This window comes from Xenophilus sp. (genome assembly GCF_044462705.1).
Lineage (GTDB): Bacteria > Pseudomonadota > Gammaproteobacteria > Burkholderiales > Burkholderiaceae_C > Xenophilus > Xenophilus azovorans.
Map to the genome: position 1 here is coordinate 1 of NZ_JBIQNC010000170.1, position 10,631 is coordinate 10,631.

Annotated in this window: 14 protein-coding genes; 6 read left to right on the forward strand and 8 right to left on the reverse strand. The window is 71.1% G+C overall.

The genetic code is table 11. The features are described 5' to 3' along the window. From ACIY1X_RS20345 to ACIY1X_RS20355, 3 genes are all read left to right on the forward strand, one after another. Positions 1-996, forward strand: a 996-nt coding sequence (locus ACIY1X_RS20345) for a phage tail sheath family protein (RefSeq protein WP_399684045.1), incomplete at its 5' end; no start/stop codon positions are given. Between the two features lie 17 nt (positions 997-1,013). Further along, the gene (locus ACIY1X_RS20350) at positions 1,014-1,964 is read left to right on the forward strand and encodes a succinylglutamate desuccinylase/aspartoacylase family protein (protein ID WP_399684048.1); all 951 of its coding nucleotides are present in this window, start codon (positions 1,014-1,016) and stop codon (positions 1,962-1,964) included. Positions 1,965-2,179: 215 nt separating this feature from the next. Continuing rightward, positions 2,180-2,644, forward strand: a complete 465-nt coding sequence (locus ACIY1X_RS20355) for an HAD family hydrolase (protein WP_399684051.1) — start codon at positions 2,180-2,182, stop codon at positions 2,642-2,644. 76 nt (positions 2,645-2,720) lie between these two features. Here ACIY1X_RS20355 and ACIY1X_RS20360 read toward each other — a convergent pair whose 3' ends face one another. After that, on the reverse strand, positions 2,721-4,076 hold the full coding sequence (locus ACIY1X_RS20360; protein ID WP_399684054.1) for an aspartate aminotransferase family protein: 1,356 nt from the start codon (positions 4,074-4,076) through the stop codon (positions 2,721-2,723). 66 nt (positions 4,077-4,142) lie between these two features. On the opposite strand from ACIY1X_RS20360, the gene ACIY1X_RS20365 reads away from it, so the two are divergent. Both ACIY1X_RS20365 and ACIY1X_RS20370 read left to right on the forward strand, forming a co-directional pair. Next, positions 4,143-5,072, forward strand: coding sequence for a LysR family transcriptional regulator (locus ACIY1X_RS20365; protein WP_399684057.1), 930 nt, complete (start codon positions 4,143-4,145; stop codon positions 5,070-5,072). A gap of 96 nt (positions 5,073-5,168) precedes the next feature. After that, the gene (locus tag ACIY1X_RS20370; protein ID WP_399684060.1) at positions 5,169-5,966 is read left to right on the forward strand and encodes an MBL fold metallo-hydrolase; all 798 of its coding nucleotides are present in this window, start codon (positions 5,169-5,171) and stop codon (positions 5,964-5,966) included. Between the two features lie 17 nt (positions 5,967-5,983). On the opposite strand, the gene ACIY1X_RS20375 is transcribed toward ACIY1X_RS20370, so the two are convergent. From ACIY1X_RS20375 to ACIY1X_RS20400, 6 genes are all read right to left on the reverse strand, one after another. Further along, positions 5,984-6,196 carry a hypothetical protein gene (locus ACIY1X_RS20375; protein ID WP_399684062.1) on the reverse strand — a complete coding sequence of 71 codons (213 nt, stop codon included), beginning with the start codon at positions 6,194-6,196 and terminating at the stop codon, positions 5,984-5,986. 104 nt (positions 6,197-6,300) lie between these two features. Further along, positions 6,301-6,774, reverse strand: coding sequence for a VOC family protein (locus tag ACIY1X_RS20380; protein WP_399684065.1), 474 nt, complete (start codon positions 6,772-6,774; stop codon positions 6,301-6,303). A gap of 25 nt (positions 6,775-6,799) precedes the next feature. Beyond that, positions 6,800-7,309, reverse strand: a complete 510-nt coding sequence (locus tag ACIY1X_RS20385; protein WP_084216891.1) for an SRPBCC family protein — start codon at positions 7,307-7,309, stop codon at positions 6,800-6,802. Positions 7,310-7,334: 25 nt separating this feature from the next. Continuing rightward, positions 7,335-7,688: a DUF1428 domain-containing protein gene (locus tag ACIY1X_RS20390; RefSeq protein WP_399684076.1), complete on the reverse strand. Its 354-nt coding sequence runs from the start codon at positions 7,686-7,688 to the stop codon at positions 7,335-7,337. Positions 7,689-7,731: 43 nt separating this feature from the next. Further along, positions 7,732-8,385, reverse strand: a complete 654-nt coding sequence (locus tag ACIY1X_RS20395; protein WP_399684068.1) for a TetR/AcrR family transcriptional regulator — start codon at positions 8,383-8,385, stop codon at positions 7,732-7,734. A gap of 94 nt (positions 8,386-8,479) precedes the next feature. Next, positions 8,480-9,373: a peptidoglycan DD-metalloendopeptidase family protein gene (locus tag ACIY1X_RS20400; RefSeq protein ID WP_399684070.1), complete on the reverse strand. Its 894-nt coding sequence runs from the start codon at positions 9,371-9,373 to the stop codon at positions 8,480-8,482. A 92-nt stretch (positions 9,374-9,465) separates the two neighbouring features. On the opposite strand from ACIY1X_RS20400, the gene pcp reads away from it, so the two are divergent. Next, on the forward strand, positions 9,466-10,146 hold the full coding sequence (gene pcp / locus ACIY1X_RS20405) for a pyroglutamyl-peptidase I (protein ID WP_399684073.1): 681 nt from the start codon (positions 9,466-9,468) through the stop codon (positions 10,144-10,146). A 14-nt stretch (positions 10,147-10,160) separates the two neighbouring features. On the opposite strand, the gene ACIY1X_RS20410 is transcribed toward pcp, so the two are convergent. Next, on the reverse strand, positions 10,161-10,592 hold the full coding sequence (locus tag ACIY1X_RS20410; RefSeq protein ID WP_038203581.1) for a VOC family protein: 432 nt from the start codon (positions 10,590-10,592) through the stop codon (positions 10,161-10,163). Positions 10,593-10,631 lie beyond the last annotated feature (39 nt).

A 10,631-nucleotide genomic window follows, 5' to 3' on the forward strand; every position in this document is an offset into this window, starting at 1 on the left:
CTGCACCTCGGCGCGGCGGTGGCCGCCTGGGCGCTGCTCGACCGCGTGCGCGCGCTGGCAGGTCAGCCAGTGCAGCTGGCCGGCGGCACCGACGGCATGGTGCCGCCGCTGGCCGACGAGGCCACGCCGGGCAGCTACGCCGCCGCGCTGGCGCAGGTCGCGCTGCTGGAGGACGTGCGCACCGTGGCCGCCCCCGGCGCCAGCGCGCTCGAGGAGCGGCTGGCCCTGCAGGCCGCGCTGGTGGCGCATGCCGAACGGCCGGGCGCCTGGCGCATCGCCGTGCTGGACGCCGCGCCGGACCTCACGGCCGACCAGGCGCTGGCGCAGCGGCAGGCCGTCGATTCCGGCCGCGCCGCCTTCTACTGGCCCTGGGTGGTGGTGGCCGATCCGCTGGCGCCGCCGGGCCGCATGGACGCCGCGCTGGCGCTGCCGCCCTCCGGCGTCGTGGCGGGCCTGTACGCGCGCAGCGATGCGGCGCAGGGCGTGCACAAGGCGCCGGCCGGTCTGCCGGTGGCCGGCGTGCTGCACCTGGCGTGGCCGGTGAGCGCCGGCGAGCAGGACCGGCTCAACCCGCAGGGCGTGAACTGCCTGCGCGAGTTTCTGGGCCGCGGGCTGCTCGTGTGGGGCGCGCGCCTGGCCGGCGGCGACCCCGAGATCCGCTACGTCCATCAGCGCCGCTGGCTCGACATGGTCGAGGCCTCGCTCGGCCGCGGCCTGCGCTGGGTCGCGCAGGAGCACCACGGCGAGGCGCTGTGGACGCGCGTGCGCCAGTCTGTCGACGGCTTCCTTCAGCCCGAGTGGCGCGCCGGCGCGCTGGCCGGGCAGAAGCCGGAGGAAGCCTGGTGGGCGCGCTGCGACCGCAGCACGATGACGCAGGCCGACCTGGACGAGGGGCGCATCGTCTGCCTGATCGGCGTGGCCCTCGTGAAGCCGGCGGAGTTCGTCGTGCTGCGCTGGACCGGCCGCACCGCCGACGCGCAGCAGGCCGGGGGCTGAAGCGCCACAATGCCCGGATGACCCACACGCCCCCGCCCGTTCCCGCCTCGCTCGAAGTCCTGCCCCGCGACCTGTCGGCCTACCGCCAGGGGAACGTCGGCGTGGACTATGTGCATCGCTTCGAGTCCGGCCGCCCCGGCCCGCACGTGCTGATCAACGCGCTCACGCACGGCAACGAGATCTGCGGCATGGTCGCCGCCACCCACCTGCTCGACACCGACGTGCGCCCGAAGGTCGGTACGCTCACCGTGAGCTTCGCCAACGTGGCGGCCTACGAGAGCTTCGACATCGAGAAGCCCTTCGAGAGCCGCCAGCTTGTGCACAACATGAACCGCATCTGGTCCACCGAGTGGCTGGACGGCGGCGAGCAGAGCCCCGAGCTGCAGCGCGCCCGCGCCATGCGCGCGGTGGTGGACGCGGCCGACCACATCCTCGACATCCACTCCACCAGCCAGGACGTGGAGCCCTTCTGGGTCTATCCCGCCTACGAGCGAAACGCCGCCCTCGCGCTGGCCATCGGCCGGCCGCCGGTGCATCTGGTGATGCCCCAGGGCCTGGGCTCGGGCGTGCCGCTCATCCAGTACGGCCGCCACGGGCTGGACGGCCCGGGGCCCGGCACGGCGGTGGTGGTCGAGTGCGGCCAGCATTTCAGGCGCTCGGCGGCCGAGCTGGCGACGGCCGTGACGCTGGACTTCCTGGCGCATTTCGGCCTGATCGACCCGCCGGCCGAGGCCGCGCCGAAGGCGCCGCAGCGCCGTTTCGAGCTGCTGCAGACGCACCTCGTGCACACCAAGGACTTCCGCTTCGCGCGCCCGCTGGTCGGCTTCGAGACCTTCGCCAAGGACGAGCTGATCGCCACCGACGGCGACCGCCGCATCGTCTCGCCCTGCGACGGCTGCACCGTCTTCATGCCCACGCGTGAGCCGATCGTGGGGCGCGAGGCGGTGTACCTCACGCGGCCGATCTGAAGCGCCGTCGGGTGGGGCCGGCATGGTGAAGGGCGGCGCCTCGACCACGGCGATGGCGCAGCGGCAGCCTGCGACCGGCGGTTGCCGGCCATGAAGCCGACGTATCAAGCATGAACGCATCATCGGTCCGCATCATTTGCTTTGACTGGGGCGACACGCTCATGCTCGACGACGGCCCGCGGGATCTGCCTATGGCACTGTAGCCCGAGGTGCACGTGGTGCAGGGCGCCGTACAGATGCTGGATCGGTTGCATGGGCGCTTCCCGCTATGCATTGCCACCAACGCGACAATTGCGCCAAAGCCGATGGTCGAGCAAGCCCTGGAGCGTGGCGCGATGCGTCACCACTTCTCAGACATCTTCACCTTCACCGAGCTAGGTCTCAAGAAGGACACGCCTGAGTTCTGGCGCATCGTGGCGACCAGGATGGGGGTCGCGATTGATGAGATCGCGATGTTGGGTGACACACTTGAGTCGGACGTGTTGGCGCCGACCCGATACGGCGTGCAGGCTGTCTGGTTCAATCCGCAAAGCCTTGCTGTCTCGCGAGGCGTGACGGCTGTACGGTGGCTTGAGGACTTCTCTGCGCTGTTTTTGATTGAGACTTTTCTGCCGAAGACCGCGTTCGGCCGAGGCGTGAGCGGAGCAAGTGATCGATGGTGCGGACGCGCAGTCGTATAGCTCCGTCCTCTCGCGGCAGTGACACCATGAAAAAAGCGCCCGGAAGGGCGCTTGGTCTTTGTCCAGTGTGGCGGCGTCAGGCCGTCCCGGCCAATGCCTCTCCCAGCGCGTTGACCAGCCGGTCGATCTCCGCCTTCTCGCTGATGAAGGGCGGGGCGAGCTGGATGGTGTCGGCGCCGTAGCGCACGTAGAAGCCCTTCTTCCAGCAGGCCATGGCGATCTCGAAGGGGCGCTTGGCCGGCTCGCCCGGCACCGGGTCGATGGTGATGCCGGCGGCCAGGCCGTGGTTGCGGATGTCCAGCACGTGCTTCGCGCCCTTCAGGCTGTGGACGGCCGCCTCGAAGTGCGGGGCCAGCGCCCGCACGCGCCCGGGGCCGTCCTCGGCCACCAGCAGGTCCAGCGCGGCGATGCCGGCGGCGCAGGCCACCGGGTGCGCCGAATAGGTGTAGCCGTGCGGGAACTCCACCAGGTACTCGGGGCCGCCGGCCTTCATGAAGGTGTCGTAGATCTCCCGGGTGGCGACCACGCCGCCCAGCGGCTGCACGCCGTTGGTCACCTGCTTGGCGAAGTTGAGGATGTCCGGCACCACGCCGAAGGCCTCGGCGCCGGTCATCGCGCCGCAGCGGCCGAAGCCGGTGATGACCTCGTCGAAGATCAGCAGGATGTTGTTCTGCGTGCAGATCTCGCGCAGGCGCTGCAGGTAGCCCACTGGCGGGATCACCACGCCGGCCGAGCCGGAGAAGGGCTCGACGATCACCGCCGCGATGTTGCTCGCGTCGTGCAGCGCGATCAGGTCCAGCAGCCGGTTGGCCAGCGCCTCGCCGCCCTCGGCCGGCATGCCCTTGATGAAGGAGCCCATCGGTGGCTGGGTGTGGGGCAGGTGGTCGGCCTCCACGCCCTGGCCGAAGGTCTTGCGGTTGCCGCCGATGCCGCCCACCGAGATGCCGCCGAAGTTCACGCCGTGGTAGCCCTTCTCGCGGCCGATCAGGCGCGTCTTGGTGCCCTGGCCCTTGGCGCGCCAGTAGGCGCGCGCCAGCTTGAGCGAGGTGTCGGCCGCCTCGGAACCGGAGCCGGTGAAGAACACGTGGTCCAGGCCCTGGGGCATCAGGCCCTTGATCTTGTTGGCCAGCTCGAACGAGAGCGGGTGGCCGAACTGGAAGCCGGGCGCGTAGTCCAGCTTCGCCGCCTGGCGCGCCACTGCTTCGCTGATCTCGGTGCGGCAGTGGCCCAGGCCCGTGCACCACAGGCCCGACAGGCCGTCGTAGATCCTGCGGCCCTCGGCGTCGGTGAAGTACGCGCCCTTGCCCTCCACGATGATGCGCGGGTCGGCCTTGAACTGCCGGTTGCCGGTGAAGGGCATCCAGTGGGCTTCGAGCCAAGCCGCGTCGGTGCGGGCGGCGGTGGGCTGGGAGGAGGCGAGGGCGGTGTTCATGGCGCCATTGTTGGCGCGGGCGATGCTGGCGAGAATGGCCGTCTTTCACTGTTCACTTGCCGATCCATGCAAGTAAAGAATCGGGCCGTGCTGGGCCAGCTCAGCGACATGGACCTGCGCCTGCTGCGCGTGTTCAAGGCGGTGGCGGAGTGCGGCGGCATGACGGCCGCCGAGCTGGAACTGAACATCGGCACCTCCACCGTCAGCCGCCACGTCAAGGACCTGGAGACGCGCCTGGGCCTCGTGCTGTGCCGGCGCGGGCGGGCCGGCTTCGCCCTCACCGCCGAGGGCCAGCGCGTGTACGAGGAGACGCTGCGCCTGCTCGCCTCGGTGGACGCCTTCCGCAGCGGCATCGACGACATCCACGGCCGCATGGGCGGCGAGCTGGAGCTGGCCCTGTTCGACAAGACGGCCAGCAACCCGCAGGCGCACATCGCCGGGGCCATCGCGCGCTTCGGCGCGCAGGCGCCGGGCGTGGCGCTGAACGTGCACGTGGCCTCCATCAACGCCATCGAGCGCGGCATCATCGACGGGCGCTTCCATGTCGGCGTGATCCCGACGCACCGCAGTTCGCAGAGCCTCGCCTACGCCGACCTGTTCGGCGAGACCATGCTGCTGTACGCCGGCCGCGCGCACCCGCTCTTCGGTGCCGACCACCGCAGGCTCGGCTGGACCGAGCTGCGCCGGCACGAGTTCGCCGGCCTGGGCTATCACTCGCCCAACATGGACTTCAGCCATCGCGAGCGCCTGGCGCGCCGCGCCACCGCCTACGACCAGGAGGCGATCGCGCTGCTGATCCTCTCGGGCCGCTACCTGGGCTTCCTGCCGGACCACTACGCCCAGCCCTTCGTGCAGGCCGGTCAACTGGTGGCGGTGGCGCCCAAGCGCTTCTTCTACCGCTGCCGCTTCGCCGCCATCTGGCGCCGCTCGCCGCAGCCGGGGCGGGCGACGGCGCTGTTCGCGCAGTGCCTGGCCGAGGCGCACGCGGGCGGGTGAGCGGGTCCAGCACAGGGGTTGATGTGTATCAATTGAATGTGTCCAGTTGTTGCATAAAGTCGCGGCCTCCAGCCATCCCGTTGCCGAGGCCGCCCCTTGCCCGTCGAGCTCTACCGCGATCCGAACCACGCCTGCATCATGTTCTCCGACCTGGTGGAGGAGGACGGCGCCGCCGTTCAGGCCAACCAGTTCCTGGTGGTGGACCACGGGCAGGGCGCGGTCATCGATCCGGGAGGGAACATGGCCTTCAACGAGCTGTTCCTCGGCATGTCGCGCCACTTCACGCCGGGCAAGCTCGACTACATCCTCGCCTCGCACGCCGACCCGGACATCATTGCCTCGCTCGATCGCTGGCTCACCTCGACGCAGGCGCGGCTCGTCATCTCGCGGGTGTGGGAGCGCTTCGTGCCGCACTTCGCCAAGAGCGGCAAGACGCTCAAGCGGGTGATCGGCGTGCCCGACGGCGGCGGCATCCTGCCGCTGGGCGGGAGCTCACTGCACCTGCTGCCGGCGCACTTCCTGCACTCGGAGGGAAACTTCCACTTCTACGACCCGGTCAGCCGCATCCTCTTCACTGGCGACCTGGGCGTCTCGCTCACCAGCGGCGCGGAGGCGCGCGAGCCGGTGCGCGAACTGGCGCCGCACATCCGGCGCATGGAGGGCTTCCACCGCCGCTACATGGTGTCGAACAAGATCCTGCGGCTGTGGACGCACATGGCGCGGCAGCTCGACATCTCGATGCTGGTGCCGCAGCACGGCGCGCCCATCGCGGGGCGGCAGGCGATCGCGGACTTCTTCGACTGGGTCGAGTCGCTGCCCTGCGGCATCGACCTGTTCGAGCAGGGGCACTACCGGCTGCCGGGCGCAGTCATCGCCGCCACGGCGGCGGCCTGAGCACGCCCGGCGGCGCCTCACTCGGGGCGGATGTGCCCGGCCTCGACGTACTGGTCGTACTGGATGCGCGGCATGGCGGTGGAGCCCACCACGCCCTGGGCCTGCTCCCAGCCCAGGATCACGCTGTCTTCGGTTTCCTCGATCTCGATCGGACCTTCGGGGATCACGATGGGCACGCCGTCGCCTGGCGTGAAGGTGACGTTGCCGTGGATGGTCGCCTTGCGCTTCATGCAGATCTCCTGTGGCGCACCGCCGCCCGCGTGCGATGCTGCGTTGCAGCGTACGCGCAGCCGGCATCTGCGCGCATGAAAGACGGGGCACGCAGCGGGGGCTCTCAACCGCCGTCGAACGCAGCCTGGAGTTGTGCGATATCGAGCTTTCCCATCTGCATCAGGGCGCCCATCATGCGGTCGATGCGCTCGGGCTGGCCGCTTCGCATCATCGTCTCGACGGCCGAGGGCACGATCTGCCATGACAGGCCGAAGCGGTCCTTCAGCCAGCCGCAGGGCCCGTGCGAGCCGCCTTCGGCCAACTCGTCCCACAGGCGGTCCACCTCGGCCTGGTCGGGGCAGTCCACGCTCAGCGACACGGCTTCGGTGAAGGGGAACTGCGGCCCGCCGTTGAGGGCGAGGAACTCCTGGCCCTCGATCTCGAAGCGGATGGTGAGCACCTTGCCGCGGTGCTCGCCCATCGTCTCGCCGTAGTGCGAGGTGGCGAGGACGCGCCCGTTGCGGAAGACGCGCAGGTAGTGGGCCACGGCCTCCTCGGCCTGGAAGTCGAACCACAGGCAGGGCGTGATCTTCTGCATGGCGGTCTCGTGTCGTCCTGCGGCGTCAGATGCGCGCGAGCAGCTCGCCCAGCTGGTCGGCGCACTGGCCCCAGCCTTCGTGGAAGCCCATCTTCTCGTGCGTGTCGCGGTCGGCGGCCGTCCAGTGCACGGCGCGCGCGGTGTAGCGGGTCTTGCCCTCGCCCTCGGGTTCGAAGGTGACGATGGCGGTCATCTTCATCGGCTGCGGGTCGGCGGGCATCCAGCCCTCGGTGTAGGCGTTGGTGAAGACGATGCGGCGGTTCGGCTCCACCTCCAGGTAGACGCCGGCGTTGGGGTACTCGTTGCCGTCGGGGTCGCGCATCACCAGGTTGGAGCGGCCGCCGGGGCGCAGGTCGGCCTCCACGCGGGCCAGCGACCAGGGGCGCGGCACGAACCACTGCATCAGCAGCTCGGGCTCGGTCCAGGCGCGGAAGACCTTCTCGGGCGGCGCGTCGTAGACGCGGGTGAGCGTCAGCTCGTGCGCATCGGCCATCGGTTCGCTGTGGCAGGCATCGGGGTCGCGGGTGTCGGTCATGGTCGTCTCCAGAAAAGGCAGGGTGTCACCGGTGGACGATCATGCGGAAGCCGCCGTAGATCATCCGCTTGCCGTCGAAGGGCATCGCCGACATGTCCTTGGGCAGGCGCGGGTCCTCCATGACCTTGGGCCAGGCGGCGTCGCGCACTTCCTTGGACGGCCAGGTGACCCACGAGAACACGGCGGCCTCGTTCTCCTCGCGCTTGACGGCCATGGTGAAGGAGGTGAGCTTGCCTTCGGGCACGTCGTCGCCCCAGCACTCGACGACCTCCAGCGCGCCATGTTCCTTGAACACGGCGGCCGCGTCGTCGGCGTGCTTGCGGTACGCCTCCTGGTTGGCCTGGGGGACGGCGAGGACGAAGCCGTCGACGTAGTGCATGGCTGGCATGGTGGTCTCCTTGGATGAAGGAAGGAAGAAAGCTTCAGTCTGCTGAAGCCGGCGGGGCCGCTGCCGTCGGCAGCAGCACGGTCTCGACGTAGGCGCGCAGGTGGGCGACGCAGCGCCGCGCCACGCCCGCGCTGCCCTCGGCCTTGGCCAGGACGAAGGCGCCCTGCAGCACGGCCTGGAAGTACAGCGACACCTCCTGAGGGTCCCACCCGGCCTGCGGCGCATGGCGGGCCTTGGCGGCGGCCAGGTCCTCGGCCACCGTGTCCGCGTGGGCATGGATGACCGCCTGGCAGGCGTCGCGGATGGCGGGGTGGGTGGCGTAGGTCTCCTGCACCATCGTGCCCAGCAGGCAGGTGACGTCGGGCAGCTCGCCTTCGAGCAGCGCGGTGCGCAGGGCGAGGTAGCCGAGCACGCGCTCGCGCGGGTCGGCCGGGGCGTGGTAGTCGGCGGCGGCGAACATCGCGCCCGTCACCTCGCCCCAGTGGTGGGCGGCGGTGATGCCCAGGTCTTCCTTGCCCTTGAAGTGGTGGAAGAAGCTGCCCTTGGTCACGCCGGCGGCGGCGCAGATGTCGTCCACCGTGGTGGCGGTGTAGCCCTTGGTGCGGATGACCTGGAGGGCGGCGTCCAGCAGCCGGGTGCGGGCAGGCGCCGTGGACGGCGCGGAAGAGAGGCGGGGGGCGGAAGTCATGTCCATACCGATTGGTTGGTATGGATCATGCATACCAGTTGGTATGGCGCAAGCGCCTTTTTGTAACGGCGCGTGTTCCGGCCGCCCCCGCGCCTCAGATGAACAGCGCCGGGTCCACCATCGTGCGGTTGAGCATCACGCCCCAGTGCAGGTGCGGGCCGGTCACGCGGCCGGTGGCGCCGACGGCGCAGAAGGCATCGCCGGCCTGCACCGCGTCGCCCACCTTCGCGTCGATGCGGCTGAGGTGGCAGTACATGCTCAGCAGGCCGCCGCCATGGTCCAGCCAGACCGTGCCGCCGTTGAAGAAGTAGTCGCCGGTGTCGATCACCCGGCCGGCCAGCGGCGCGCGCACCGGCGTGCCGGTGGCGGCGGCGATGTCCATGCCGCTGTGCGGATTGCGCGGCTGGCCGTTGAACACGCGCCGCAGCCCGAAGGAACTGGAGCGCCGGCCCGGCACCGGCGCCTGCATGCGTAGCAGGCCGGCCGGCGGCTCGCTCCAGGCCGCCATCACCTTCGCCTGGTGGTCGCGCTCGCGCTCGTAGCGGGCCTGGTCCGCGGGCGAGAGGTCCACCGTGCGCGGCGCCACCGTCAGGTGCTGCTCGCGGTAGCGCTTGGCCTCGATCGTGTAGCGCAGGGTGCGCGCGTCGCCGTCGGCGCCGGTGGCGCGGATCTGCGCCTCGCCCGGCGCGGCCGCGAGCGGGATGCCGACCAGCGCGGTCCATTCGATGGGGTCGCCGACCACCAGCAGCGGCACGGCCTCCTTGCCGCCACCCGCGGCGGTGGCGGCGGGCCGCCGGGCGTCCGGGCCCAGCGACAGACGTGCCACGCCGCCGGGCACCTGCAGCGGCCGCGGCCACAGGTCGGGCGCCGGCGGCATGCCGCGGGCGGGCGCGGCGTGGGCCAGCGGAGAGCACAGCAGGGGCAGGGCGGCCAGGCGCGACAGCGCCGCGCGGCGGCCGGCGGGATGCGGGAACAGGGAAGAGGGCATGGGTTCGTCGAAGAGGCGGACGGGGGCCGGGGAAGGGTACACGCCCGCCCGCTGCGCTACGCTGGCGGCTCCGCGTTTCCGCTGCTCCCGCCATGCCTGCTGCCGACTTCCGCCGCCGCATCCTCCTCACCGGCTTCGATCCCTTCGACCAGGACGCGGTCAATCCCTCCTGGGAGGTCGCGCGGGCGCTGGACGGCGAGGCCATTGGCGACGGCGCCGTCGTGCAGGCGCTGCGCCTGCCTTGCGTTTTCGGGGAGGCCGCTGCGCGGCTGGACGAGGTGCTGGGCCAAGCGCCCGCGCCGGCCCTGGTGGTCGCGCTCGGCCTGGCGGGCGGCCGGTCCGAGATCTCGCCGGAGCGCGTGGCCATCAACGTCGACGACGCCCGCATCCCCGACAACGCCGGCCGCCAGCCGGTGGACGCGGCGGTGGTCGAGGGCGGCCCTGCCGCGTACTTCTCCACCCTGCCGATCAAGGCCATCGTGCGCGCTTTGCGCGATCGCGGTGTGCCGGCGACGGTCTCGAACACGGCCGGCACCTTCGTGTGCAACCACCTCTTCTACGCGCTGATGCACCGGCTGGCGACGCGGCCGGCGCTGACCGGCACGCGCGGCGGCTTCGTGCACCTGCCCGCCCTGCCGGCGCAGTCGGCGCAGCGGCCGGGCCTGCCCAGCATGGCCCTGGCGACGCAGGTGGAGGGCGTGCGCCTGCTGCTGCGCACGGCGCTGGACGTGCAGGGGAGCGACCTGCGCGAGAGCGGCGGCGCGCTGCATTGAGCCGCATCCGGCGTTCAGGCCGGCGGCAGCGCTGACGGGTCGTACTGCGCCGCGAACTCGGCGCTCGGCGGGATCGGCTTGATCACGTCGATCAGCACGCCGTTCGGGTCCTGCGTGATGAAGTGGCGCTGGCCGAAGTCCTCGTCGCGCAGCGGCAGCAGCATCGGCAGGCCGGCGGCCAGCAGGCGCGCGTGCACCGCGTCCACGTCGTCGACCTCGAAGTTGATCAGCAGCCCCGCTGCCGACCGGCCGCGCGCCGCCTCGGGGATGGTGGCATGCGAGCCGTCCAGCACCGCGAGGTTGACCGCGTCGTTGCCCGGCAACTGCAGGTGCACGTACCAGTCGCTGCTGAACAGCGGCGCCAGGCCGAAGTGCGTGCGCCAGAAGGCGGCGGTGCCCGCCACATCGCGGGTCATGAGCACGGGGTAGTAGCTGGTCACGCGCAGGGCGGGGGCGGTGTCGGTCATGGCGTTCACTCCAACGGA

Excerpts from the sequence above, each read along its gene's own strand:
- ACIY1X_RS20375 (WP_399684062.1), bottom strand. The coding sequence starts at position 6,196 with ATGAAGCGCAAGGCGACCATCCACGGCAACGTCACCTTCACGCCAGGC.
- ACIY1X_RS20365 (WP_399684057.1), top strand. The coding sequence starts at position 4,143 with ATGCAAGTAAAGAATCGGGCCGTGCTGGGCCAGCTCAGCGACATGGAC.
- pcp (WP_399684073.1), top strand. The coding sequence starts at position 9,466 with ATGCCTGCTGCCGACTTCCGCCGCCGCATCCTCCTCACCGGCTTCGAT.
- ACIY1X_RS20385 (WP_084216891.1), bottom strand. The coding sequence starts at position 7,309 with ATGACCGACACCCGCGACCCCGATGCCTGCCACAGCGAACCGATGGCC.
- ACIY1X_RS20395 (WP_399684068.1), bottom strand. The coding sequence starts at position 8,385 with ATGACTTCCGCCCCCCGCCTCTCTTCCGCGCCGTCCACGGCGCCTGCC.
- ACIY1X_RS20360 (WP_399684054.1), bottom strand. The coding sequence starts at position 4,076 with ATGAACACCGCCCTCGCCTCCTCCCAGCCCACCGCCGCCCGCACCGAC.
- ACIY1X_RS20380 (WP_399684065.1), bottom strand. The coding sequence starts at position 6,774 with ATGCAGAAGATCACGCCCTGCCTGTGGTTCGACTTCCAGGCCGAGGAG.
- ACIY1X_RS20390 (WP_399684076.1), bottom strand. The coding sequence starts at position 7,688 with ATGCACTACGTCGACGGCTTCGTCCTCGCCGTCCCCCAGGCCAACCAG.
- ACIY1X_RS20400 (WP_399684070.1), bottom strand. The coding sequence starts at position 9,373 with ATGCCCTCTTCCCTGTTCCCGCATCCCGCCGGCCGCCGCGCGGCGCTG.
- ACIY1X_RS20350 (WP_399684048.1), top strand. The coding sequence starts at position 1,014 with ATGACCCACACGCCCCCGCCCGTTCCCGCCTCGCTCGAAGTCCTGCCC.